Origin of the sequence: Vibrio sp. F13 (genome assembly GCF_020806305.2) — a bacterium.
GTDB lineage: Bacteria > Pseudomonadota > Gammaproteobacteria > Enterobacterales > Vibrionaceae > Vibrio > Vibrio crassostreae_C.
The window spans coordinates 119,465-145,122 of sequence record NZ_CP170177.1; the positions used below are offsets into that span (position 1 = coordinate 119,465).

At 43.2% G+C, this 25,658-nt stretch carries 13 protein-coding genes and 7 pseudogenes; 12 read left to right on the forward strand and 8 right to left on the reverse strand.

The features are described from left to right. Positions 1–171 precede the first annotated feature (171 nt). Both LMH68_RS23380 and LMH68_RS23385 read left to right on the forward strand, forming a co-directional pair. A complete protein-coding gene (locus LMH68_RS23380) occupies positions 172–624 on the forward strand; it encodes an Lrp/AsnC family transcriptional regulator (RefSeq protein ID WP_017062578.1) in 453 nt (150 codons plus the stop codon). Between the two features lie 112 nt (positions 625–736). Continuing rightward, positions 737–2,064 (forward strand): annotated as a pseudogene (locus LMH68_RS23385) (IS4 family transposase). 19 nt (positions 2,065–2,083) lie between these two features. Here LMH68_RS23385 and LMH68_RS23390 read toward each other — a convergent pair. Both LMH68_RS23390 and LMH68_RS23395 read right to left on the reverse strand, forming a co-directional pair. After that, positions 2,084–3,169, reverse strand: a complete 1,086-nt coding sequence (locus tag LMH68_RS23390) for a ParB family protein (protein WP_017102337.1) — start codon at positions 3,167–3,169, stop codon at positions 2,084–2,086. Beyond that, positions 3,169–4,368, reverse strand: a complete 1,200-nt coding sequence (locus LMH68_RS23395) for a ParA family protein (RefSeq protein ID WP_016800054.1) — start codon at positions 4,366–4,368, stop codon at positions 3,169–3,171. The genes LMH68_RS23390 and LMH68_RS23395 overlap by 1 nt, the downstream gene beginning before the upstream one ends. A 238-nt stretch (positions 4,369–4,606) precedes the next feature. Here LMH68_RS23395 and LMH68_RS23400 point away from each other — a divergent pair, with 238 nt between their 5' ends. The 5 genes and pseudogenes from LMH68_RS23400 (at position 4,607) to LMH68_RS23420 (ending at position 10,282) form a co-directional block, all read left to right on the forward strand. Next, positions 4,607–5,731 carry a carbohydrate porin gene (locus LMH68_RS23400; RefSeq protein WP_017102338.1) on the forward strand — a complete coding sequence of 375 codons (1,125 nt, stop codon included), beginning with the start codon at positions 4,607–4,609 and terminating at the stop codon, positions 5,729–5,731. A 146-nt stretch (positions 5,732–5,877) separates the two neighbouring features. Further along, positions 5,878–7,122 (forward strand): DUF3440 domain-containing protein, encoded by a 1,245-nt coding sequence (locus LMH68_RS23405; RefSeq protein ID WP_102428347.1) that lies wholly within the window; start codon positions 5,878–5,880, stop codon positions 7,120–7,122. Positions 7,123–7,127: 5 nt separating this feature from the next. Further along, on the forward strand, positions 7,128–7,766 hold the full coding sequence (locus LMH68_RS23410; RefSeq protein WP_017102340.1) for an IbrB-like domain-containing protein: 639 nt from the start codon (positions 7,128–7,130) through the stop codon (positions 7,764–7,766). Between the two features lie 257 nt (positions 7,767–8,023). Continuing rightward, positions 8,024–8,422: pseudogene (locus tag LMH68_RS23415) on the forward strand (RNA-guided endonuclease InsQ/TnpB family protein); the annotation flags it as partial. Between the two features lie 579 nt (positions 8,423–9,001). Continuing rightward, entirely contained in the window at positions 9,002–10,282 is a 1,281-nt protein-coding gene (locus tag LMH68_RS23420) for an aromatic amino acid transporter (protein WP_229648117.1), read from the forward strand. A 1,232-nt stretch (positions 10,283–11,514) separates the two neighbouring features. On the opposite strand, the pseudogene LMH68_RS23425 reads toward LMH68_RS23420, so the two are convergent. From LMH68_RS23425 to LMH68_RS23445, 5 genes and pseudogenes are all read right to left on the reverse strand, one after another. Beyond that, a pseudogene (locus LMH68_RS23425) lies at positions 11,515–11,744 on the reverse strand (type II toxin-antitoxin system RelE/ParE family toxin); the annotation flags it as partial. Continuing rightward, positions 11,735–11,968 (reverse strand): annotated as a pseudogene (locus LMH68_RS23430) (prevent-host-death family protein); the annotation flags it as partial. The pseudogenes LMH68_RS23430 and LMH68_RS23425, both read right to left, overlap by 10 nt. Positions 11,969–12,074: 106 nt before the next feature. After that, a complete protein-coding gene (locus LMH68_RS23435) occupies positions 12,075–12,437 on the reverse strand; it encodes a hypothetical protein (RefSeq protein ID WP_016800046.1) in 363 nt (120 codons plus the stop codon). A 272-nt stretch (positions 12,438–12,709) separates the two neighbouring features. Next, positions 12,710–13,102: a Rid family detoxifying hydrolase gene (locus LMH68_RS23440; protein ID WP_016800045.1), complete on the reverse strand. Its 393-nt coding sequence runs from the start codon at positions 13,100–13,102 to the stop codon at positions 12,710–12,712. A gap of 321 nt (positions 13,103–13,423) precedes the next feature. Continuing rightward, the gene (locus tag LMH68_RS23445) at positions 13,424–14,251 is read right to left on the reverse strand and encodes a CPBP family intramembrane glutamic endopeptidase (protein WP_016800044.1); all 828 of its coding nucleotides are present in this window, start codon (positions 14,249–14,251) and stop codon (positions 13,424–13,426) included. Between the two features lie 383 nt (positions 14,252–14,634). Here LMH68_RS23445 and LMH68_RS23450 point away from each other — a divergent pair. The 5 genes and pseudogenes from LMH68_RS23450 to LMH68_RS23470 form a co-directional block, all read left to right on the forward strand. After that, positions 14,635–14,750 (forward strand): annotated as a pseudogene (locus LMH68_RS23450) (IS3 family transposase); the annotation flags it as partial. 871 nt (positions 14,751–15,621) lie between these two features. Then, positions 15,622–16,105 (forward strand): annotated as a pseudogene (locus LMH68_RS23455) (integrase core domain-containing protein); the annotation flags it as partial. A 1,578-nt stretch (positions 16,106–17,683) separates the two neighbouring features. Then, positions 17,684–18,193 carry a hypothetical protein gene (locus LMH68_RS23460; RefSeq protein WP_102258285.1) on the forward strand — a complete coding sequence of 170 codons (510 nt, stop codon included), beginning with the start codon at positions 17,684–17,686 and terminating at the stop codon, positions 18,191–18,193. A gap of 465 nt (positions 18,194–18,658) precedes the next feature. Further along, positions 18,659–19,549, forward strand: a pseudogene (locus LMH68_RS23465) (RNA-guided endonuclease TnpB family protein). 1,094 nt (positions 19,550–20,643) lie between these two features. Beyond that, positions 20,644–23,967: an Ig-like domain-containing protein gene (locus LMH68_RS23470; protein WP_413756240.1), complete on the forward strand. Its 3,324-nt coding sequence runs from the start codon at positions 20,644–20,646 to the stop codon at positions 23,965–23,967. A 585-nt stretch (positions 23,968–24,552) separates the two neighbouring features. On the opposite strand, the gene LMH68_RS23475 is transcribed toward LMH68_RS23470, so the two are convergent. Then, on the reverse strand, positions 24,553–25,446 hold the full coding sequence (locus LMH68_RS23475) for a dihydrodipicolinate synthase family protein (RefSeq protein WP_017100374.1): 894 nt from the start codon (positions 25,444–25,446) through the stop codon (positions 24,553–24,555). Between the last annotated feature and the right edge of the window lie 212 nt (positions 25,447–25,658).

Consider the following 25,658-nt stretch of genomic DNA (forward strand, 5'->3'; position numbering starts at 1 on the left):
TCCATTATCCTTTCCGCAAGTGCGTTCTGATAAGAGTCATAATTGTATTTGTAACTCTCTAATTTCATGTTGGATATGTGTCAACCTTATTTAGGACGGGTTAGGTGAAAGATAAAGGCTCTAATTTGAGAGAAATACAAATATAATAATAATTCAGAAAAGGCAGAACACATGATGTCCAACATTAGTTTACAAGGCTTAGACAAACTAGATCGTAAAATTCTATCGAATCTACTCTCCAATGGGCGAGAATCGATTGCTAACCTTTCTCGCAACATCGGCTTGTCGCGAACAGCAGTCGCTGAACGTATCAACAGACTTGAAAAAACCGGTATTATCAAAGGGTATACGGCACAAATAAGAGTAGAAAATGACGGGAGAAAAGCGGCAAGTTATTTGCTGATTTCTTGTGAAAAAGGTAAGAAAAATGATGTAAGTAATGCGTTAAAAGAACTACCTGAAGTCAGACTTACAAGCATTGTTGGTGGTACCTACGACATTATTTCTTTGATTGAAGCACCTGACCTGCAATCAATACACCATTTATGTAATGAGATAGAGTCGTTCAATGGCATTCGCTCTCTCAATACAACAGTAGTGCTACACCAACCAATCAGTCGTTAAAAAGAAAGCCGCTCTTATGAGTAATGCCGATCAGTTAAAGCCAAAGTGATCGGTTGAACGATCCTCCAGAGCTGTCAAAATCCAAGTGTATTTAATGCACTTGGATTTTTTTATGGATGTTTCTCAAGCTCTAAACATAATTAATGATTGGAAACCTAGCAACATTGAAACTTTGTCTGACTTGCTTCCAATTGAACTCATCGACGAGTCTTATTCTCTTACTGATACCGTCACGATGAGAAAGAGAAAGTTAACTCTAGAATCCATGGTGTGGCTGCTTGTTGGAATGGCCATCTATAACAATAAGTCCATGAAAGATTTAGTTAACCAACTTGATATTGTACGACCGTACAGGTAAAGCTTTTGTCGCACCAAGTGCGTTGACTCAACGTCGAAAGACGTTGGGTGAAGACGCAATAAAAGCGGTCTTTGAGCGAATGACTACGTCATGGTTGAAAAGCGCACAGTTACCCTAGTGGAATGGGTTAACGCTTCTTGGTGTCGATGGCGTTGTTTGGCGAACGCCCGATAACCCGCAAAATGAAAATGCATTTTCTCGACAAAAAGGGACGCAATATCCGCAAGTGAGAATGGTCTGCCAAATGGAACTAAGCAGTCACATTATTACGGCCAGTGCATTTGATAATTACAATACAAACGAAATGATATTAGCTGAAAAACTAATAGAAACAACACCAAACCATAGCGTAACAATTTTCGATAAGGGGTTCTATTCTTTAGGTTTATTACATAAATGGCAAGACTCTGGCTCAGAGCGCCATTGGCTTATCCCCCTCAAGAAAAATACACAATATGACATTGTTCAATCTTTAGGGCGAAATGACAAACTTGTTCAATTACACAGTAATCCAAGAGCTAGAAAGCTATGGCCTGATTTACCAAAGTCGATAACCGCTCGACTTGTCACTCGTAAAATTAAAGGAAAAGACTACCAAGTATTAACCTCCATGACGGACTCCCTGCGTTACCCATCAAAAGATATTGCAGGCCTTTATGAGCATCGTTGGGAAATAGAGCTGGGCTACCGAGAGCAAAAACAATACATGCTTGGAAACCGTCTTACGCTGCGAAGTCGTTTACCAGAGCTGGTCAAGCAGGAGTTATGGGGCATCTTGCTTACTTACAATTTAATCCGATATCAGATGGTCGAGCTCTGCTTCAATTTAAAGGGAAATTACCTTCCTTATCAACTGAGTTTTAACGGCACATTAGCTCATGTATCGGCGTTACTTGTAGGCTTACCTTACTCAAGACCAGGAGCAATACCTCGTCAGTTAAAGGGGTTTCACAACATGGCTGAAAGCTTAATACTTGAAGGGCGAAGGGAAAGAACATTCCCTAGAACAGTTAAGCCTAGACCACAGCCGGTATGCTAAGAACAAAAATGCCGTTCACTCACAAGTGAACGGCATTACCTAATTTGAGAGCCTTTATCTTTTTATAAAGTTGATTGGTGGTGTTTACCTAACACTGATTGGATAGCTTTATCGAGTTCAGCTTGGACATCCTTTGATAAGCGACCAAATTCATACGAAAAGTTTCGACCTTTAACACGCTTACGAGCAAACATACCTTTACTGTCGAACTCTGCTAGAGGAGTAATGACAGCTTTGTCTAATTCTTGCTTGGCTTCAACAATCTTTAACTCAACTTTAATGTAAGCAATCAGAGCGTCTTTAGCGTCTTCTTGGCTCTGCTCAGCCTGAGCGTTGACAGCATTATCGGCTATTTTTTTAATGAAGCTGCTCAAGGCTTTCTTGTCATCGGCGAACGCTTTCATCACCTTAGCCAAGAGGGAGTAATCAGCATGAGACAAGTCGTTAACGACAGGGAATAGGGCAATCAGCTTACTGTCAATACTGGCTGCTTTCAGCGCTCGACCTACCGCTTGACGGCTAATATTTAAGATTTTTGCCGCATCTTCTTGAGTTAGCTCACCGTTCTTCATCAGAGTTTGACATTGCAAACCAATTTCACGCTGGTTGTGCTCTTTGGCGGTTTGCAGCTGCTTAGCCAGCGCTTTGGCATCGGTGGTAGAAAGCTCGTTTTGAGTGACTAGAATTCGGAATGTTTTTACACGACCTTCTTGAAATAAAAACCAAGCACGACGGCGAGAGCCATCAAGAATATCAATGCGACCATTAATTTCTCGGCCAACGGCTGGATAGAACTGCTGAAACTCTAACGAGTTCAAATCTTCCAATGATTCTTTGGTTAACAGAGACTGGTCACGACCATTAACATCAAAGGTCACAAATGAGTTCTGCTTAACTTGTTCGTGTGACAGTGTAACTTCATTGAAAGTGGCAGTTGAACCAGAAGCTAATTGCCAAACCATTTTCTGGCCAACAGACTCTAATCCAAACTTAGTTCTAAGGTAGTCTTCAGCGTTTTGCCCGCTTTTCTCTAGCTCGGTGCTGAGTTGACTTGTTAGAGTGTCTAAATTTGCTTTGGCCGCTGATTGCTGCGCTTGAGCTGAACCAGGAGCATTGCCTAAAGGGCTCCCGCCACGTTTCTTCGCCATTATTTGTTCTCCTGTTCACGCCAAACGTTCAGAATATCGCGCAAGATCTGACTTGTAACTTCATAGCTGTTTTGTTGCGCGCTTTGGAAAGTTGCTTTGCTTTTCGGGTATTCACTTTTCGACATATCAAACACCGTCGAGAGTAGGGAAGATGACTGACGAACGGCCTCACTATGCTTAAACTCTTTTGAGTACAAGTAAGGAGAGAAGTTGTCGTACAGGTTGTTCATTAATTCGGTAGTGGTTGAGCTATCACGATGGTTAGTCAGTAAGATCTTCATGAAGTCGTAGCCTTCATGGTTGGCGTTCTCTAACAGGGCCCACACCTGAGGAATGTAGCTGAAGTAAGAGCAGGTAGCATCAATGTCGTTTTCGGTAATCGACAATGGGAAGACCACATTCGTTGCGGCAAAATACGCATTGAAGGTTGCATAACCTAGTGAAGGAGGGGTGTCGATAATAATGATATCAAACTCATCTTTTACACTATCGATGATGTCTTTAAGTAGTGAATAAGGTGAATTTAAGGTTTGACTGAATACTTGCTCATGAAACCAGCCTTCCATCGCTCGGTCACTTTGCGCGGCAGGCAAAATGCGCAGGTTTGGAATGGTAGTTTCAAGAAAGGCTTCAGAGATGACTTGATCAACGGTTTCGCCTTCATCGAGGTCGAACGTTTTCATCATCAAGTCACCAACAGACAAGTTACCTTCTTGCTCGGCTTCGGGCGCGTAGTACATCGATAGCGTGGCTTGGCCATCCATATCGATTAGACCAACACGATACTCTTGATGAAACTCGGTCGCTAAACCTGATGCGATAGTCGCGGCAGAAACGGTTTTACCAACACCGCCTTTTTGGTTCTGGATAACCATCACTTGCGCCTTTTGCTGCTCACTGCGTATGAACTTAGCGTCTTTACGTAGATTATCTGGTAGTAAGTTACGTACCTTGTACATTTCCGCGATATCGATCGACCATTGTGAGTCTTCATGACGACGGGGATCTATCGCAGCGGCGGTAACATACCGATCAAGCGTTTTTGCATCAATGCCAAGGTAGGCCGAGGCTTCTGCTCGGGTAAAGTTACGCAGCTCTTTGCGATGATTGGCCAGTAAACGTTGATTACGACGCTGAATGTAAGCGTCTGCACCGATTTTAAGCGCTTGAAATGTGTTTGTAGTGTTTTGATTATCCATTTCTGCCTCCGGGTAGGGATAAGAAATAGTATATACCTCAATTTTTGATGTTGGTATAAAAAATTGAGGTGTTTTCGATTTTAAATAAATGATTGTGACAGGTTGATAAAGGAGAGCGCTTAAATTACCTATTAATTACGAGTATTCATTTTTCAAATCCCTCTTAATAACTCCTGACTAACAATGAAAGTTGAGCTGAGTCGTACAACTTCGATGAAAAAAAAAGGAAGTTATTGATATGATTGAGAATGTAGCATTTACGAAAAAGACTAAGCGTTTTTGGCTAACGCTTGTGGGATCGGTTGTGTTTGTTACGCCAACGTTGATTCATGCGGCTGAAGACCAGGATTTAAAGGGAGCTGTGGATTATTATGTTTTTGGTTTAACGTCCAGTGAGAGCTTGCCGAACAAAGACAGCAGTGCGGCAGCTGGTATTGCACGGATTACATTGAATTGGCGAGCTTACCAAAAAGAGAGTGATACCGGAGCTTTGCAGCTGAGGGTTGATCATAAGCACGGTTATACAGAGAGTACGCCCTCTGAATTTGTCATGGAGAATGTCGGAGGGTTTGGTGTAATCCAACCAGCTTTTAGTGATATAGGTTTAAGGTTAACGAATCTTTATTGGACACAAACCTTTAATAAACAATCTACTGATATGATGGTTGGTTTTTTAGATGCAACTGATTATGTTGATACTTATCAGTTGGGTAACCCTTACTATGGTTTTTCTAACTTACAGTTTAGTACCGGTTCCGGTTCTATCCCAATCCCAGATGAATCAACATTCGGCGGCGTTCTACGCCATATGATGTCGGAAAACTATTATTTTTATGCAAGTTTCTCTGATGCAAAAGCTGATTCGACTAAGCCTTTCGATGGTGTTGAACAGTTCATCAATGATAATCAATATTTTAAGTCCCTAGAAATAGGTTGGGTGGAGTCGAAAGACGATTTTTATTTGAAGAATTCACACCTAACAGTTTGGCACAGTGATGGAAAAGAGAAAGCTAGCGAAAACTATGGCGCAAATTGGTCGTCCATATATAAAACCGGCTCATGGATACCATTTTTCAGAGCCGGTGTCGCGCAAGGACCTGAGGCTCTATACAAATCTTCGGTCGTGTTTGGTACTGGGTATGAGGCAGGACCTGGCATGCTAGGCATCGCCTTGGGTTGGGCTAAGCCCAACTCTGCTAATGTAGCTGATGACTCTTACAACTCTGAAATCTATTACCGAATGAACTGGGGTGCGCTCTCGTTAACTCCTAATGTTCAATATCTTTATTCTTTACCGAAGAACTCAGAAGCTGATGACAGTTGGATTATTGGTTTAAGAGGTAATCTTCACTTTAGTTTCTAGTCTCTCAAAGCTCTCCCGAGCTTGAAATTCGGAAGAGCTTTTCTTCAATATTGCCCTTATAAATAAATTAATTATTAATAATTAATTTATAAAAAATGCAAAAGTTATTTATTTTTATTTGAGTAGTTAATGACATTGTGGAAATCATGATTGCCAGTAAAAAAAGAAGAGAAGGCGATTTCTCTCGAGATAAAATTCAGCAAAAATACAATGTGCTTGAAGGCGCTCGACAAAGAATTTGCTATCTTTTCGACAACTTTAACCATTTCTATGTTTCCTTCTCTGGAGGGAAAGACTCTGGCGTCCTTTTAAATCTGACTATTCAAGAAGCGAAAAAGCGTGGTCGATTACCTGTCGATGTACTCATCGTGGACTTTGAAGCTCAGTATCATGAAACTCATGCCTTCATTGAGCGCATGGTACTGGACGGAGAAATTAACCCCTATTGGGTTTGTTTACCGCTCAGCTTAAGGAATTCAATCTCACAGTTTCAGCCTAAATGGCTTTGTTGGGATCCTGCTAAAGAAGCGCAATGGGTCAGGGACCGACCACCGCATAAAGGCGTGATTTCAAACCCGGATGTATTCCCTTTTTTCCAAAACGGGATGGAGTTTGAAGACTTTGTTTTTAAGTTTGCTCATTGGTACCAAAAGGAAAGGGGTGAGCCAATCGCTGTGTTAATCGGTATACGTGCTGATGAATCTTTACATCGCTTCAATACCATTAAAAATAGGTCCAAAAAAAAATTTTCAGATAAATATTGGACGACTAAAATGCAGCCAAATGTGTATATGGCTTATCCCTTATACGATTGGAAAACTAAAGATATTTGGGTTGCGAATTACCGCTTTAGTTGGGATTACAACCGTATTTACGACTTAATGCATAAGGCCGGCGTCCCTCTTTCACAGCAGCGGCTTTGCCAACCTTTTGGCGATGAGCAAAGAAAAGGGCTGTGGCTATATCAAATATTAGAACCTGATACCTGGCAAAAATTAGTTGCCAGAGTAGAAGGATGTAACTTTGGTGCTCGATACTCAAAAAGTCAGGGGCGTATCCTTGGTTATTATCGCTTTGAATTACCACCGGGGCTTAGCTACCGGCAATACAGTAAATACCTTCTGAAAACCATGCCGCCACATGTAGAAAAACATTACCGAGACCGAATTTTTAAGTTCTTACAGTGGTGGCGTAAAAACGGTCCTCAAAAAGGAGTGACCTGCATCCCTGATTACGCAGAGAGTAAATTGGAATCTAGGAAGCAAGTTCCTAGTTGGAGAAGAATTTGTAAAGTACTGATTAAAAATGACTATTGGTGCCGAGGACTCTCTTTTGGGTACAACAAGTCCTTAGCAAAACAATACCATGCCCTCTATGGAGAAGAAGAGTGATACGAATGGAAAGTGAACCTACTCTAGCTTATCAGCATCGCACCAAGAAGCCGTTGAAATCTATCAATAACACGGACAAACAAGTCATTGATAAGGTCGCAATTTACAATAAAGCAGCCAAAGTACTCATCGAGCTTATTCCTGATTTACCGCCAGCTTGTCATGTTGAAATGATCCCACTTGATGAAATAGAAGCTAATCAATACAACCCAAATAAAATGGCGCCTCCAGAAAGCAAACTCCTAAAAACGTCGATGGAGAAAAATGGTTTAACTATGCCTATTTTGGTTAATCGTTTGAATACTTCGGTCAAAAAATACGTTGTCATCGATGGGTTTCATCGTTATCAATTATTATTGAACCACCCAGAGCTGCAAACCCTAACGGGGTACATCCCCGCGGTGGTCCTTAATTTGCCTGAAGAAAATTGCATATCGACTTCTGTTCGCCATAACCTGGCGCGTGGCTCACACCAAGTTGAACTGATTGCAGATCTGATTATTCAACTCAAAGAGATGGGATGGGCAAATCATAAAATTTGTTACGAATTGGGAATGGATAAAGATGAAGTTCTACGATTACAGCAAGTCACAGGCCTCGCTGCTGCCTTTAAAGATCAAGAATTTTCACAGTCCTGGGAGTAATTGATTTTTTAGCAATCACGCCGTAAACCCTCGCCAGCTCTGAGGGCGGGGAGATAAGGCGAAAGTGCGATAGCACTTTAAGATAGACAGCCCGAAGCAGTTGATATACGACTGTTCATGAATACAGTTAAGGATTTTGAGTGTTAAGAGCAACTAAGGCACGCATTTACCCAACGTAAGAGCAATCTGAGTTTTTAATAGCTCAGTTTGGCGTTGTGCGTTTTGCGAACCACAAAGCTCTACATTTAAAGTCGCATATGTACCGCAAGCTTCCGAAAATGAAACCTGTAGAGGCGAACATTCACCGTGAAATTGTAGGTAAAGTTAAAAGTATTACTGTCAGGTTGAGTAAAACAGGTAAGTTCTACGCATCTATCCTTGTTGATGATGGAGTGGAAGCGCCTAGTTTGCTTCATACAGTGAGTAAGGTGACAGGTATTGATCTTGGTCTGTCTCACTTTACTATTGAATCGAACGGCAGAAAGACAGCTAACCCCAGATTTATAAAGCGTGCTGAGAAGAACCTCAGACGTAAGCAGAAGTAGTTATCTCGTAAAGCTAGATTGCTATTAGCTAAATGCGATGAAAAAGTCGCTAACGCTCGCGCTGATTTTCAACACAAACTCTCTCGAACTCTCGTAGACAAAAACCACGCTGACCCCCCAAAAGATAGACGTTATTCTGTTAAGTGTAAGTGGTCAACATTTCGGACACTGATTTAAGCCTATTTTCGGCATTTACTGGCGACAGCCCATGAGTTGCGTGCTGAGGCCGAGGCCGATTGTAGTAACTCATCAAGTAATAGCTCATATCTTTCCTTGCCTGAAATTGTGGCATCAGGCTTATCTGATAAAGACCATTCCACAACGCGTCGGCTTAAGTAGGTCTACTTCGAACCAGACCCAATCTAAGTAAGATCATCGCGTCTAGCCTCTCCAATTTTGCATGTTTATATCGATGCGAACCTGGCTGATTACTCATTAACCAGCTTCACGCATTCTCTGACGAACCTTAAATCCCCCCCGATTTTGACACCTTCTGCACTCAACATCGAAACAATATTTTTTAGTTAGGTTAACTAGGTAGAAATATTAGGCTAATTTAGAATTTAATTAATATGTCATTCCTAAAATTAAGTTCTAGATTCTAGGTTCTAGCGCTTTTTTGTGCCTCCTAGCTTGTAAGGGGAGCAGTCTAAAAGAGCAATTGAACTAACGAAAGAAAGGTATTTATTTATGTCTAGTATGAAACAGGTAAGGAGCACAACCCCGCCTTCAATGATTGGAGGAGCCTGTATTGTCGCTTGTATTTGCGTCGGCGCTGGTATGCTTGGACTTCCCGCTGCAGGGGCTGGGGTCTGGACCATCGGTGCTTTAATGGCTTTGCTCTTCACTATGCTCATTATGACAACCAGTGGTTGTATGTTACTCGAAGTTTTAAAAGATTATCCATACAGGTCGTCTTTTTCTTCCATCACAAAAGATTTGTTAGGAAAAGAGGTTAATTTTTTTAATAACTTAATGATCTACTTTGTGGGAGGGATTTTACTGTACGCTTACATCACTTCATCTGGACTGATCATTAAGGAGTACTTTGGCCTTTCCCCTAAACTAGCTTCTATCCTTTTTGTGCTTATCTTTTCTGGACTAGTTTGGCATTCAACAAAAACAGTTGACCGCATTTCCATGGTGTTGATGCTATTTATGATTATCAGCTTTATTTTTGGGACTGCTGGCCTTTGGTTTAATGTTAATCTTGTTACTTTGTTGGATACTGCTCACTTAAAGTTTGAGTATGCGCAATACGTATGGGGGTTTTTCCCTATTGCTTTAACTTCATTTGGATACCAGCACAGCGTCTCCACTCTGCGAGACTACTACCTTGATGAAAGGCTCGCACAAAGGGCGATTGTAGGCGGAACGCTCATGGCGTTCTTTATCTACACCATTTGGCTATTAAGTATCTATGGTAATTTACCAAGAATTAGCTTCGGCCCTATAATTGCAGAAGGTGGAAATATAGACATCTTACTCATCAGCTTAAAAGCAGTGTTGGCTGAAGAAACCCTATCAAATGTCATTAGTGCTTTTTCAGCGGCGGCCATTTTGTCGAGTTTTATTGGGGTAGGGTTGGGTGTGTTTGATTTTTTGGCCGATCTTTTTCAATTTGATGCTACCTCCAAAGGAAGAACCAAGACCTGGGCGGTTACATTTATTCCGCCTCTTATTTTTTCTCTTCTTTTTCCTTTTGGTTTTCTTAGCGCAATTGGTTATGCAGCGTCTGCCGCTGCGATTTGGGCATGTATCGTACCGGCATTGTTAGTAAGGAAATCGAGACTACAAAGACCAGCGTTTAACAACCTTGAAGAGAGTGAAGAAGATCAGAAAAAATCGAAGGCTTACCAAGTGCCTGGAGGAGAGTTGGTGTTGGTTGGTGTGTTTATCTACGGTGTGAGCATCATCGTTATCAACGTACTAGTCCTGTTCGAAGCGCTGCCCGTTTTTGACGGCGTCTAGCCTTATTAATTTTAAAATTACCCATCCAAAAGATTCAAATCACGGTCAAGGACGAGCAACCCGAGCGCTGAGGGGCGTGGTTATTTGCCGATCGAGCCCTATTAGGACGGTTTTAAAATAAACTCTAGCGGCAAAATCTTGGGTTCCGAGTAAATTTAAATAAAGTAAGCATGAACAAGAAGGATTAGTGATGAAAGTGAGTGTCTATATCGATCAAGTGTTGTTCAAACAAGCACTCAGAGCCGCCAAAAGCTCTGGACTGACCCCGTCCCAAACCATTGCCCATTGGGCGGCAATGGGTCAATTCATGGAAACCAAATCCCTCGGATCGCTGAGGCTCATACAGAGTGGCCCTAGAAAGAAGTAAATTTCCAGCGTTTTCATCGCTCTGGCGAAACCTTGGAGCCCCAGTAAACATCGTTAATAAAGACATTGAAAAGCCGAGCCAGCCCTCGGCCTTTCGATAGCGTTGCCGACGGAACTTGAATGTTCCGTACACAGATGGCCAGAGAAGAATGGCTCTTATGGATGTTTGAAATTCTTGAGAACCAAGTGATAGACAGAAACTCTGAAGCGCCGGCGGATTGCGTGGTGATTTCTGGCGCAATTTTACTCGACGTCCAAAAGAAATGAAGCGTTGGGAAGTATGAATAGAACTCCCCATGCTCCTTGGTGAGCGCAGTTAATTCGGGGACGGTTAGCTTTGCTAAATCCTTGCAATAACGGTCATATTGTCTACCAACACTGTCATTTTTCTCGCACCATCTTGTTGTCGAAAATTTGCATAATGTCCGTCCATCGGGGCATTCTACTCTAGCGCTTGAATGCTTTTTGCGTAAGACCGCACCACATTATATTTCATCTCATTAACGGTATAATTGAGTTTTTTAAAATCCAAACTTGGGGAAGAACTAAAATACTTACCGTTTGTGTCGCCAAGTTAAGCCTTCTATCACTTTAAGCAATCGCTTTTCGTATTGTTCCGCTCCGTCTCATTAAGTGAGCAACACATTTTCAGCGGTGGTGTTCGTGATAGTTAATAACGGGCTGATGAGCCTCTGGGCCTCAACAGAAAACGTCACTTTGCCTTGTTTTATAACGATAATTTTTCCCGTCTCAGCCGTATAGCCGTGGGGTCGTTCATTAAGGTAAACTGATCACGGTCGAGTACTTCAAGAGCGTCTTGAGACGTTTTTAGTTCAACGGTTAGTTCAGCTGAACTAAAGATGCACACCTTTAGCTTGGTAAAAAACACGGCAAGGATTAACCACGAATTCACGAGAATTGAGGTGTTTAAGATCAGGAGGAAGACGCCCAGACTCGGGAAATTAGCTGAGGCGTTCGACTCTTTCGAAGATGTTTTGAACGAGTTGTTTGGCAGCGAGCAGGTTTTCAAGGGCAATGTATTCCGCGAATTATTGAGAGTCGATAACGCGGGCTCACTCCAAATCCCTTCAGCCATTTTGACATTTTTCCTTGCTTCATCAGGACCCAGTGCTTTGCCTTTGAGATTGCGAGTTCACCGCCAGCAAGCCCTTCGAGAATAGCCAAACGGTTTTGCATAAACTGGTGTCCACATCAACCAGATACGTAGAGGGGGTCCCATGTTCGGTGAACAGCACTGGCTAGGTCTGTGAGGGTTTTGGTCGCTTGACGCTTAAGGGAAGTAACAAGCTCGACTTTCATGAGAAGGACTCCAACAGAAGACTCAAGTGATACTATTGAATCACTTGAGTCTAGTAAGTTTAGTGGAGAGAAATGCAAAGCGTTGGGAGTTACACTAAACAGTTTGTTATGCCTTTAATTGATAGGTCGCCTTTGAGGTGTATTCTGCCACACCTAAAATGCTAAAAACCCCGCCTATTGTTGTAAAATTGCACGCCCCTTCTTTTGCACAAGCAGAGAGGTTTTTATTAAACCAAGCTCTCGTAAAATAACCCGATTCTTTTAAATGTACGTAAGCGAACTGGAATTCAGAGAGAGTCACTCCTTTTTCATAGAAAGACGCTTTTTTAGAATGAGAGGGAATACGATAGATTAACGCCTCTTCACCTCTTCGTATGCCGAGACCTTTGATTACAAAGTCAGTTTTCATTTCTGGTTTTTGAATAACTCGACCTACTTCTTTAGCCAGTTCTCGGATGACCTTTTCCATTTTTCCTCCTGAGGTATAGATGGCCTTGTTAGGTGTCTTATTTTCGATGTTTTAGTAGTTCTACAACATGCTCTTTAATTTTGCTATCGCAAGGAAGTTGAGCACAGTACCTTCTTGAAACCAATAGAAGGTACTATCTAAGTTTGATTTTAAGGAATCAATTTGCTCAGTAGTTAAGCGTACCAAATATGCTCTCATTCGGATTTTTCGCGCTGTTGATGACAATTACGACATAGGCACCCTGGAGCTAAAAAATTACGAAACGTTAACGGCTAAGGTGCGACAGCAACGGCCTCTATCTCAATCATGGCATTGAGAGGGAGTTTTGACACTTCGATACAGGTTCTTGCGGGAAAATAATTGGCACCATGTTTAATGAAAAAATCATTATAAATTTCATTCACAATTGAAAAGCTCACCATATCGGTAAGATAAACGGTTGTTTTCACTACGTCTGACACATCAGTATTCGCATGTAGCAAAATGGCTCTCATGTTCTCTAGGCATTGAGTCGTTTGTTTTTCAAGGCAGGATTTAACCATCAAGCCTGATTGTGAGTGAAGCGGTAGCTGTCCGGAAGTGAAAATTAGCCCTCCAGAAATCACCCCTTGAGAGTATGGGCCAATAGCTTTAGGGGCTGACTGAGTTTCAATTATTTTTCGCATATTATTTAACCATAGGTTTTTGATGAATCAACAAAGCTATAGGATTGGGTAAAAAAACACTTATTATTTAACTATAATTAAAAATGAGATTTGAAGGGAACGGAGAAGCTAGGCAAGACAATTGCTTGCTTAGACCACTCACTAACTTTTAAATATCCTTTCCTTACTCCCTCTTGGCAGCACTGTTTTCATTGTGAAAATCGCGTAGCGTTCATTTCACTTTTATGATGGAGGAGAAAAGTGGCTGACAACCAAAGCACGCTAAAACTCAACCAAGTGAATTTAAAATAAAGGCGTAAAGTAGACCGCCCCGTATAAACCTTACCTCTCCTTAAACCCTCTACGCTGATAATCAATAAATAGTGAAAAAATCACTAGATACCCCACTTGCAACGCAATAATACTAATATCAACCGCCTCCCAAGGGTTAAAGTGAAGCTGAGTGCTTAAATAATAGACAAGATCATAAAGTAAAATAAACAGGTTATGGCAAGCATGAATGACAATGACTACTCCTAGGCGGCGATATCGCTCAAAGACCCAACATAGAAACGCCCCAGACATAAATGCGTCCAGCGCCCACTGGTGTATTGAAGCAAATATTAAGCTTGAGAGTAATGCGGCGTTAGTAACCCCAAAAATGGACCTGAAAATAACAAACAACAAATAACGAAACAGGAGCTCCTCTATCACGGGAGAAATGAGCACACCGTCTAGAGCGCTTCGCAACACACTCGACCAATCAATTACGCCATCAGAGGCCGAAAATAAAGGGGTAAAATTGTAGGATTGGGCCTGCCAAGATCCCGGGGAAAACCAATCAAAAATAATATATTGAAGATAATTTGATACGGAATTTAATGAAATCACCCCAATCAATATCAACGCGCCTTCACCCCATGTACATACGTTTCTGGGCCAAGAGGTTAAGTACTGCTTCCAATGCTTATCTCGCCGAGCACTAACAAATAGCACGAAAAAAGCGATAACAGGTAGAAAATAGTAGGCGAAAGCAGAGTAGAGTGCTCGATCCAAAGTCGGATTTAATGCCCACTCTCGGGTAATGCTCAGGTAGTAATCAAGCAGGACATAACTTGGAAAGAAATAGCCTATGTAAACCACCACCACAGCTGAAATCATTAACCGCATCGTAAACTCCAAAAAATTAATAACCATAAGGCAGTTCTTGCCGCTTTTATCATGTTGGTCGTTTAAGCTCACTTCGCGAACGTGCTGCGCTGGTAAGGCTCACTATAACGAGCCCTTTGCAAGAGAGGTGCACTCTATCAAGCGAATCTGGGATCTAGCTTTTAATCCCACGGCCTAGGGTTTCCCCCCAAATTTTCCAACCTTATGAAGAGTAATTAATAATTTCATAGTTAAATTCCCCCTCTATTTAACTGGAGAGCGAAACCAATGTTTTAGGTTTTAAAGGAGTTATCTTCCCAAATAAATTGAATGGAATGTTAAAGTTTTTTCTATGGTTTAATTATTTAATTATAGGTAATTAAATAAAAATTTAATTTTTTGAATCGGTCATTGAAGCAGCCCAATTCATGGATGTGGGTAAGTCTACGTGGGTTCGCCAACTAAAAGCAAAACGCCAGGAAAAACTCCGAAAGTCTCACTTAGGACGCCTGAACATTTAGGTTGGCTCATTTGTCCGGATTATACTTGTATCAGCCTCAGAGCAAAGCAAGTCGAGGTCTCATGCAAGACAAAAACGTGCGTAGAGATAAGTGCTCCCGATCTTACTCAAACAAATACGGGGAGCTGGAGGCGGTGCTTATGACGCGAGATTGCGCCGCTTTCTTGGAACGTGGTCACCCTAGAGCTATTGATTCTAGTTGCTATGAAGACTGGGATGAAAAAAGGGGCGAGGTTGGGAAGACATCAAAACTATACAAAGAACCCCCTACTTTAGTCGGTGGTTTAGGGCTAGAATCACAAGCGCGAGGGTTCAACCGTGAAGGGTCTGAGACGCAGGGGGCGCTGGCATACTGGTTCCTTCGCTGCCATTTTTGAGTCTTACACTCAAACCAGGACCTCGATTCGTCCCTGACCAGTAATTTATCCTGAGCGCCTAGACTCGCACGATAAACATATTACCGTATGTATTAAATAACCCTTTTAACTCCTTTTTTTTGTAAAACCAATATTTTCTCCGCCGAGGCTATTTAGGAATATTTTTGATGGTGAGTTGATAAACATCTTCCTACTCCCAGTATCGAAGCTCTCAAGACATGAAGATCCAGTAACTCTACATGTGAACACATTCACGTCGATTGTGTGAGTGGTGATGCCTCCATCTTCAGCTGTCGTGACTGTCGTGCTGCCAACCGCAACCCCTGACAACCAGCCAGTAGGTGTCATCGTTGCCGTGCTCAGCTCATTCGACGTCCACGTCAAGGAATCGCTTACATCGTATGAAGTGTTATCGCTGTATGTTGCCGTCGCCATTAATGACCTTCCACAACGGAATTTATGAGGGGGTGACCGCAAGCGAGGTGAGGACCGCAGCGGTAAGCAATGGCTCTTCGGGAGCGAGAACTATTGCTGATCTGGTGATAAATCAAGGCGTAGCTCTGAGCCGTTATCTAGCAACAAAGCTAATGAAAACGCTTGGTTCGATTAGCTGTCAATTACCGAGACATCAGTAGAGGAAAGCCTAAAGGGGCTACATTCCACAGCGAGCAAGACAGTCACTAGATGAGTAGAAAATATCGTCAGTTACTGTGGCGTTTTCAGATAAAACAAAGTTTATCTCGACGAGGAAATTGCTGGGAGATTGCTCCAATGGAACGTTTCTTTAGAAGCTTAAAGACGGAGTGGATCCCAACAGTAGGTTATCGTAGCTTTTCTGAGGCTCAACAATAAATTATCCAATACATCATTGGCTATTACAGCCAATTGAGGCCACATCACTATAATGGTGGCCTCACACCTAATGAATCAGAGAGATTGTCTTGGGTACCCTCTAAAACCGTGGCCAATTTCAGTTGACCACTACACATAGCAAAAAATTATAAGCAACCTACTTTTGTAGGTTTGATACTAGGATGAATAACTGTCCCATTAGTATGGGCTAGAGACACTGGTTCAGTTTCTAGAACTGTGCACTTAGGTCCTAAGCGCTTATATATTTTAGGATGCATCTGAGAGAGAATCGAGGTAAAACTTTTATAGTCAGGACTTTCTAAATGCACCGCGCGACAAGTTCCAATAGGAAAGTACGTATGTATTGCCTCAGGGGCTAAAGCCGAATCCTCATAGATGTCACTTAGCTTTACTTTTACCGGGTTCAACTCACATCCCTCAAACGTCCCATTTTTCTTGTACCTATAGTCACTAGGCTTCTCTGTTAAAGGATTAAAAGTATGGCCATAGTAAGAGTCTGTACAATTTCCTCCAATATACTTGTTGTCCTTGTCATAAAGACATAAGCGCGTACGCATGATTAAGCTGTTGTAGCAAGACGGGACTCTAAGATTTCTTACGGTGGTTTTCTTGCCTATTGGTATGAAACCACCTCTGGACCCCTGACAAGTTGCGCTCGTTCCACCGGAATCAAAATATTGATAACCCAACTTCCCACCTCTCAGAGAATCTAAAATGAGGTCATCAAGATAGGTGAGCTCCCGAGTATCTTTCTCTCTAAGTATAGGGTAGAGAAATGCTTGATCACTCAATTGTGGTCCCTCATAAAATGTCACGTAACTATTTGATAAATCGATCGCTCTAGCATTAAAGGAGAGAAAAAAACAACTCAAATAGAACAGTATTCTTGTCCTTGTGTACATATATTACTACCTTTGATTAAAATCAGTTAAACGAGGCTCCACCTAACTCTTAATGCAGACCGAATACTAATAAATTAACTATCAATTATGTTTTCCTTACAAGTGAGTCCAATCGAGTATTGAGAATGACATTTCTTTGATTTTACTAGTCTTTTAAATCAAAAATTTTGCGATTAGGTGGTGGGTTGGCATTAATTGAAGCGATAGCAAGATAAGAAAGTTTAGATTATTGTTATTTTTAGCCTGTATTTTGGGGGTGACAGGACCCCTGTAAAAGAGAAATTTGATATTAATGTAAATACAGTGTGGTTAAATCTACACCCCAACCCCTGCAATCGTGGGTCGGCTGACATTTTGGATTGATGAAAAAGTGATCCAACAATGGCAACGGACCAAGCAAGGTGATCGTGGAAGACCTCGTTTGTTTAGCTAATCACTTTACCGGAGCAAAAGGTAGCCTCATCACCCCTCTAGAATTGTCTGAGGCTGGCTTTGAGATGAAGAACGTCCTATTTCGAAGGCGTGGCCAGAACGCTTGCGCTTCCTCACTCCTTTCACTGACTTTAATTAAGTTCGAGTAAAGGCTTATTGTCTTATGTGCCTATTTCCCTTTCGACTCACATCATTTGATGGGCTCACAGGCTGTTAACCGTGATCGTTCTGAACCCCAATGACAAGGGTATATGAACGCTTCGCGCCCTTGTCCTTGAGAACCAAGAACGTTTGCCGGACAGCCAAGCGGCTCCATAAAAGTGATACTCAAACAGAAAGGAAACTCCTCATGGTACAACGACACTCAAGCCTAACTCTCTCTAAATCAAAGTTCAGCGACCAGCGTTTCGCCGCTGGGCACGAAAGCTCACCAAAAAATGATGTCTCTAGATCTTTGGCGGTCTTGAAGTTGCGCTATCAAGTCAAAAAGTGTCGTGATGAGGCGAAAAGAAAGTCTGATTGGGTTTCCAAAATCCAGCGTTTAAAAATGTTCAGTCGTCGTCAGTCGCCAGAGCAACAGGCTGATATCGCGTCGTTAAAAGGCCAAGGGTTCGTTGAAGCTATCAAGCAGCAGTTTCCGCAATTGGTGTCGCGTCGTTTTGCTTTCCATGAAATCCGTGACTTTTTCATTGAATTAAATGGCGCTGGCTTTGGTGAATGGTTTCTTCACGAGCGAGCGGATCACATTATTCTGTACACCACTTACGGGTCTGTGTTTCCAGCGTTGCGATTCGTGCAAACGGAGGAGGGGACGTTTAAGTGCTCAGGGTTTTGTTTTGATGTGCGTTTTGGCGTTTAGAGGGTCACATGAAAATACGTTCTACGGTTTCCTCTGACATATCCAGGCACGTGATTTGGGTGAATTCAATCGACTTCTTAATACTAAAGGCACCGGGGGGAGGGGTGAGTATCAGAGTGTGTGACTGTGCTACCACCATTAAACAAATGCGAGAAGACGACGCCTATGCGAAGAAAACGGAAAAGACGACAGAAACAACCTCCGAGCATCGCGCGTCGGCCAAAGGTTTACTCTCTTGTCTGTATAACGATTAAGGTCGGCTGATGCGCGACGGCATCAAACCCTCATAAGGTAAGGCCATCAATAGGTCTGAATTTTGTTTCGATATTCCAGTCGTTTTCGGCATTCAATCGGTTCGGGTTTGTTATACGAGCAACGCTTTTGCTCTTTGTGAGCACCAGGCGATTATGCGTATTGTAACTACCAAGCAACTTTGTCTTGGAGTGGTGATTTTTTCAAAACTTACTGAATCCTAAAAAGGACATCAAGCCACTACTTGCAGTTGCCAAGAAATCGCGTAAATACCACTGGTTGAAGCAAGATGATTCAACCGTCTTGCAGCAATCTGTACTCAATCGTCACCAAGCCTTTGATAACTTCTTTAATCCGAAGTTGAAAGCCAAGTACCCACATTCAAACGTAGACACGGTAAGCAATCGAGCTATCACTGTGTTGGTGTAAAAGTCTTTGATGGTGCATCAAACTCCCGAAAATAAAGCCTGTAGAGGCGAATAATCACCGTGAGATTGTAGGCAAGGTTAAGAGCATTACGTTAAGCAAGGTAACTGGTATTGATCTAGGTCTATTTCATTTTGCTATTGAATCGAACGGTAGAAAGACAGCTAACCCAAGATTTGTAAAACGTGCTGAGAAGAATCTCAGACGAAAGCAGCGTCAGCTATCTAGAAAAGCAAAAGGCAGTGCCAATCGAGCAAAAACTAGATTGCTCGTTGCCAAATGCCACGAAAAAGTGGCTAACGCTCGTGCTGATTTTCAACATAAGCTTTCTCGAACTCTCGTTGACGAAAACCAAGCGGTGATAATTGAGACATTGAAATCAACAAACATGATGAAAAGCCGCAAACTGGCGAAACACATAGCGGACGCCTCATGGCATAGTTTTGTCTTTAAGTTGGAGTACAAACTAAAAGAGCAAGGCAAATATCTAGTTAAACTAAATCAGTGGGACGCAAGCTCTAAACGTGCTGTTGTTGCGGTCATAAAGTGGAAGAAATGCCCTTATCGGTTTGCAAGTGGGATTGTCCATCAGGCGGCACTACAGACATAAATCGTGACTTAAACGCCGCCCTTAATATCCGTGATAAAGGCCTTCTAGAATTAAAGGCGGTTGGATAATCGTCTCTGCTTATGGAAGCTGCGTAAGTCTTGATACTATCGAGCAATGGCTAACGAAATAAGAAGCATCGCCCAATAGGCGGTGAGTAGTCACTTAGATAGATATGCTGAAAACCCAAGCAAACGAGGGAAGAGCTCCTAGTTTTTTAAGGACTTAATAGCATTTTTCTAGCTAGGCATAGACCTTCGGATCTTGTCACTTTGGGCAAAAAGTAAAAATAGAGTAAAGCAGATGATGGCAAGTCCTAAAGATATTCCTAGTATTAATAAGCTTTCTTCACATATTAGAGGTAAGGCTATTGATAAAAAAGCGAGCAGGACAACAAATAGTTCACATCCTCCCCCGAAAATAGGATGCTGATGACGAAATACTGCCCATTGATAAACCATTGTTGATAATCTCCTTGCAGCTGAGCTCAGCTTAGTTCTTTCTCTTTAGTTAAAATACGTTAACACTATCAATACTGTATGGGGGGGGGGGATTTTTATTATTTATTTTTAATTAATTATCTGCCAATTTTAAACGCTAAAGTTAGTACTATTTGAAAGCGAAATACAGGGTTTATTCATGATTATATTTATAAATAAAGATAATTAATTAAAAATATAAAATCATTGCTTTATGTTAAATAATTGATTAATTATCTTAAATGATTGTCATTTCCTCTGCTATTAATCGAATTTATAAGAATCATTTTTAATTTATAACCATACTAGCTATAGCCATGAATAAAATTATCTCCCTTTATATATTAATTATACTCTTCTTGGCAGGTTGTAATTTAGAATTGTCAGAAGAGGTTGATGTAAAACCAGCAATAACATTAGAACGGATCGATATTAGCGTCTCCTCATCAGGAATTCGGGGAACAAGTAAATTAACGATGAGGAAGGGGAACAAAAAAGCTTTCGTCGCAGTAGGTTATTATTCTGATCACTCTTCAAAGGTGCTAACTGATTTAAGCATTTGGCGCTCTAATAACAAGAACATTGGATATTTTGTAGAACCGGGACAATTAATTGGCAAAGCGTTAGGATTTATAAAGATCACAGCCACTAAAGATGGAGTCACCAGTAACACAGTGGACGTGGAGGTGACCAATGCCATCGTCACCTCGCTCACCGTCACGCCTTCACAGGTCTTAGTCGCGAAAGGTCAAACACAACAGTTACTTGCAACAGCGACCTACAGTGATGGGACCTCATCAGATGTCAGCCGTTCGGTCACGTGGACACCGGATGAACCACAGACAGCAACGGTCACGCCTACTGGTTTATTGTCTGGGGACACAGTCGCCACCACGACGGTTGAGGCTTTCCTAGACGGAGTCACCAGTAACACAGTGGACGTGGAGGTGACCAATGCCATCGTCACCTCGCTCACCGTCACGCCTTCACAGGTCTTAGTCGCGAAAGGTCAAACACAACAGTTACTTGCAACAGCGACCTACAGTGATGGGACCTCATCAGATGTCAGCCGTTCGGTCACGTGGACACCGGATGAACCACAGACAGCAACGGTCACGCCTACTGGTTTATTGTCTGGGGACACAGTCGCCACCACGACGGTTGAGGCTTTCCTAGACGGAGTCACCAGTAACACAGTGGACGTGGAGGTGACCAATGCCATCGTCACCTCGCTCACCGTCACGCCTTCACAGGTCTTAGTCGCGAAAGGTCAAACACAACAGTTACTTGCAACAGCGACCTACAGTGATGGGACCTCATCAGATGTCAGCCGTTCGGTCACGTGGACACCGGATGAACCACAGACAGCAACGGTCACGCCTACTGGTTTATTGTCTGGGGACACAGTCGCCACCACGACGGTTGAGGCTTTCCTAGACGGAGTCACCAGTAACACAGTGGACGTGGAGGTGACCAATGCCATCGTCACCTCGCTCACCGTCACGCCTTCACAGGTCTTAGTCGCGAAAGGTCAAACACAACAGTTACTTGCAACAGCGACCTACAGTGATGGGACCTCATCAGATGTCAGCCGTTCGGTCACGTGGACACCGGATGAACCACAGACAGCAACGGTCACGCCTACTGGTTTATTGTCTGGGGACACAGTCGCCACCACGACGGTTGAGGCTTTCCTAGACGGAGTCACCAGTAACACAGTGGACGTGGAGGTGACCAATGCCATCGTCACCTCGCTCACCGTCACGCCTTCACAGGTCTTAGTCGCGAAAGGTCAAACACAACAGTTACTTGCAACAGCGACCTACAGTGATGGGACCTCATCAGATGTCAGCCGTTCGGTCACGTGGACACCGGATGAACCACAGACAGCAACGGTCACGCCTACTGGTTTATTGTCTGGGGACACAGTCGCCACCACGACGGTTGAGGCTTTCCTAGACGGAGTCACCAGTAACACAGTGGACGTGGAGGTGACCAATGCCATCGTCACCTCGCTCACCGTCACGCCTTCACAGGTCTTAGTCGCGAAAGGTCAAACACAACAGTTACTTGCAACAGCGACCTACAGTGATGGGACCTCATCAGATGTCAGCCGTTCGGTCACGTGGACACCGGATGAACCACAGACAGCAACGGTCACGCCTACTGGTTTATTGTCTGGGGACACAGTCGCCACCACGACGGTTGAGGCTTTCCTAGACGGAGTCACCAGTAACACAGTGGACGTGGAGGTGACCAATGCCATCGTCACCTCGCTCACCGTCACGCCTTCACAGGTCTTAGTCGCGAAAGGTCAAACACAACAGTTACTTGCAACAGCGACCTACAGTGATGGGACCTCATCAGATGTCAGCCGTTCGGTCACGTGGACACCGGATGAACCACAGACAGCAACGGTCACGCCTACTGGTTTATTGTCTGGGGACACAGTCGCCACCACGACGGTTGAGGCTTTCCTAGACGGAGTCACCAGTAACACAGTGGACGTGGAGGTGACCAATGCCATCGTCACCTCGCTCACCGTCACGCCTTCACAGGTCTTAGTCGCGAAAGGTCAAACACAACAGTTACTTGCAACAGCGACCTACAGTGATGGGACCTCATCAGATGTCAGCCGTTCGGTCACGTGGACACCGGATGAACCACAGACAGCAACGGTCACGCCTACTGGTTTATTGTCTGGGGACACAGTCGCCACCACGACGGTTGAGGCTTTCCTAGACGGAGTCACCAGTAACACAGTGGACGTGGAGGTGACCAATGCCATCGTCACCTCGCTCACCGTCACGCCTTCACAGGTCTTAGTCGCGAAAGGTCAAACACAACAGTTACTTGCAACAGCGACCTACAGTGATGGGACCTCATCAGATGTCAGCCGTTCGGTCACGTGGACACCGGATGAACCACAGACAGCAACGGTCACGCCTACTGGTTTATTGTCTGGGGACACAGTCGCCACCACGACGGTTGAGGCTTTCCTAGACGGAGTCACCAGTAACACAGTGGACGTGGAGGTGACCAATGCCATCGTCACCTCGCTCACCGTCACGCCTTCACAGGTCTTAGTCGCGAAAGGTCAAACACAACAGTTACTTGCAACAGCGACCTACAGTGATGGGACCTCATCAGATGTCAGCCGTTCGGTCACGTGGACACCGGATGAACCACAGACAGCAACGGTCACGCCTACTGGTTTATTGTCTGGGGACACAGTCGCCACCACGACGGTTGAGGCTTTCCTAGACGGAGTCACCAGTAACACAGTGGACGTGGAGGTGACCAATGCCATCGTCACCTCGCTCACCGTCACGCCTTCACAGGTCTTAGTCGCGAAAGGTCAAACACAACAGTTACTTGCAACAGCGACCTACAGTGATGGGACCTCATCAGATGTCAGCCGTTCGGTCACGTGGACACCGGATGAACCACAGACAGCAACGGTCACGCCTACTGGTTTATTGTCTGGGGACACAGTCGCCACCACGACGGTTGAGGCTTTCCTAGACGGAGTCACCAGTAACACAGTGGACGTGGAGGTCTATGCATGTAGGAGTACGGGAGCTTCATGTCTTGACATCTTCGATACTGGTAGTGGGAAATTGTTTACAAATTCACCATCCAAAACGTTCCTAGATAGTAGAGGAGGCAGTACAAATAAAGGTTTTACACAAGAAATAGGAACTTCAGGTCCTACTGGGGATTTCTATATTTTCGATTGGAATAACGCAGATTCATTGTGTGACACATATAATTCCAAGAGTATTGCAGGACGAACCAACTGGCGTTTAGCTACTGTGAATGAGTTAAGGGGACTATTCAACACAAATGGAAATATGTTTACTGCTCGTGGCTGGGCAGTCAGGATAAATTACTGGACATCAACGTCTCGTGGTCCGGGCTATGCCAATATATCTCTCAGAAATGGTCACTCTGGGCTCACTATGCCGAGCGACGACTATCTTTACGCATCGTGTGTCTCTGTTCCTTAGCGGCAAACGTCTGAGTCTTAGATTTCTCTCTCAAAACCACCTACCTCGGTAGGTGGTTATATTAGTGATTTTAATAAAGTGCTTGGCAGGTACTTTAATACATTAGTTAGTTATCAAGATAAAACCTAGGCAGATAGATATTGAGATGAACTGGTAGTCTTCTTCGATGAAATAACCTACCAGAAGTGCCGAAGTATATTGATGATGTCAGCTAACTTAAATATCTTGGTTATACCTATTATTGGTATTGTTTCTGGATATTACCTTCTAAAAGAGGATGTTTTAGGTTTTGACTTATTAGGTATAAGTTTTTTGTTGTCGGCAATTGCCATCTGTAGTGGATAAGGGCATTTGGCCAACAACATGCAGGGTGGTCGTATGGTTGTAATACTAGAAGTAATCCGCAAAGTCAGGATGTTCTATGGTTCGTAACTCAGAAGTGTCCAGCTTCGTGCTGACAGGGTAGATCACATTTTACCCGTGGCAGCTAGATTAGTAAAAACACTGACACGGTTTTGCTCCAAAGCTTGCCATCTTGATTTTGGGTCGAAAAATCCCGTAAGAAATTTCACTCTACATATAGTGTTAAGCGAGATCTAACTCTGAGATAATTTCTTGCAGAATGAGCTTGGATTCACTATCTAATCCTGTCAAAGGGGTTGGTAAACATGGGGATTCAGCATAGCCTAATATTTCTGCCGCACTGACCATCACCCTCATGGCACCGAGATTATCTGAGAACAATTGCCACAGTCTGTCATATCTTAGAGAGAGTTCTTTCGCTTGCGCAGGGGAAGAAATTTTGGCTTGCTTAAATAAGTATAGAGCGGTGAGTGGGAACAAACCTGCTAGGACGGAATACCAAACGTCACATCCTGCTTGAATGCCATTTGAAGCGAATACGTCACCACTAACTCCAATCGTTACATTGCCTGGCAGTAGTTTTCTGAGAGCTTGAACTCGGCATCCACCCTGATCTTCAAATTGCGCACCAGGGAACTTTATTGACTGCACCATTTTTAGCTTTGCAATCTCAGCATGGAGTTCGTGACTAAAGGTAAAATGGGTAGCAGCTGGGTTGTCGTATACACAGATAGGTACCGAAACGCTCTCCGATACACGTCGATAGAGTTCATAGACTTCTTCATCGAATAACCGATGATAAGAAATAGGCGCGAGTAAAAGACCTTTTACGCCGAGCTGCTCTGCTTGCTCAGCATTAGCAAGCACATCCCTTAATCGTAGCGACCCGATGCCAGCCAAGACAGGAATTTCTCCTGCCATTTCAACTGCTGTAGCAATCGCGTTATGTTTCTCTGATGCGTTTAAATACGGATATAAACCTGTTGACCCTAAGGCACATATAGAATCAACCCTTGCGTTAATTAAACGGCCAAGAATCTGACTATAAGCGGTCACGTCGATTCGTTCATCCGACATCGGGGTGATCGGGAAAGCACTGATTCCTTTAAATATCATAGATAAATTCCTTTCATTATGTGTGTTTACCGAGTGTTATGCGACCATAATGAGCCTATCGCAAATACATTAAACAGGATGGTAAAGATAGACAATGATCTGCACAGCCAAGACTGGACACCAAATTAAGTGACTTTCCATACCTGTAGTTATTCATGACTTTCTAATTTAGCAAAGGTACTGATTTATTTTTGTCCAGAAACTTCATAGGC

Bases quoted from the DNA above. Each gene is read 5' to 3' on its own strand.
- LMH68_RS23410 (WP_017102340.1), top strand. From the start codon at position 7,128: ATGGAAAGTGAACCTACTCTAGCTTATCAGCATCGCACCAAGAAGCCG.
- LMH68_RS23440 (WP_016800045.1), bottom strand. From the start codon at position 13,102: ATGCGAAAAATAATTGAAACTCAGTCAGCCCCTAAAGCTATTGGCCCA.
- LMH68_RS23380 (WP_017062578.1), top strand. From the start codon at position 172: ATGATGTCCAACATTAGTTTACAAGGCTTAGACAAACTAGATCGTAAA.
- LMH68_RS23435 (WP_016800046.1), bottom strand. From the start codon at position 12,437: ATGGAAAAGGTCATCCGAGAACTGGCTAAAGAAGTAGGTCGAGTTATT.
- LMH68_RS23400 (WP_017102338.1), top strand. From the start codon at position 4,607: ATGATTGAGAATGTAGCATTTACGAAAAAGACTAAGCGTTTTTGGCTA.
- LMH68_RS23395 (WP_016800054.1), bottom strand. From the start codon at position 4,368: ATGGATAATCAAAACACTACAAACACATTTCAAGCGCTTAAAATCGGT.
- LMH68_RS23390 (WP_017102337.1), bottom strand. From the start codon at position 3,169: ATGGCGAAGAAACGTGGCGGGAGCCCTTTAGGCAATGCTCCTGGTTCA.
- LMH68_RS23420 (WP_229648117.1), top strand. From the start codon at position 9,002: ATGTCTAGTATGAAACAGGTAAGGAGCACAACCCCGCCTTCAATGATT.
- LMH68_RS23475 (WP_017100374.1), bottom strand. From the start codon at position 25,446: ATGATATTTAAAGGAATCAGTGCTTTCCCGATCACCCCGATGTCGGAT.
- LMH68_RS23445 (WP_016800044.1), bottom strand. From the start codon at position 14,251: ATGCGGTTAATGATTTCAGCTGTGGTGGTGGTTTACATAGGCTATTTC.
- LMH68_RS23460 (WP_102258285.1), top strand. From the start codon at position 17,684: ATGGTACAACGACACTCAAGCCTAACTCTCTCTAAATCAAAGTTCAGC.
- LMH68_RS23405 (WP_102428347.1), top strand. From the start codon at position 5,878: ATGATTGCCAGTAAAAAAAGAAGAGAAGGCGATTTCTCTCGAGATAAA.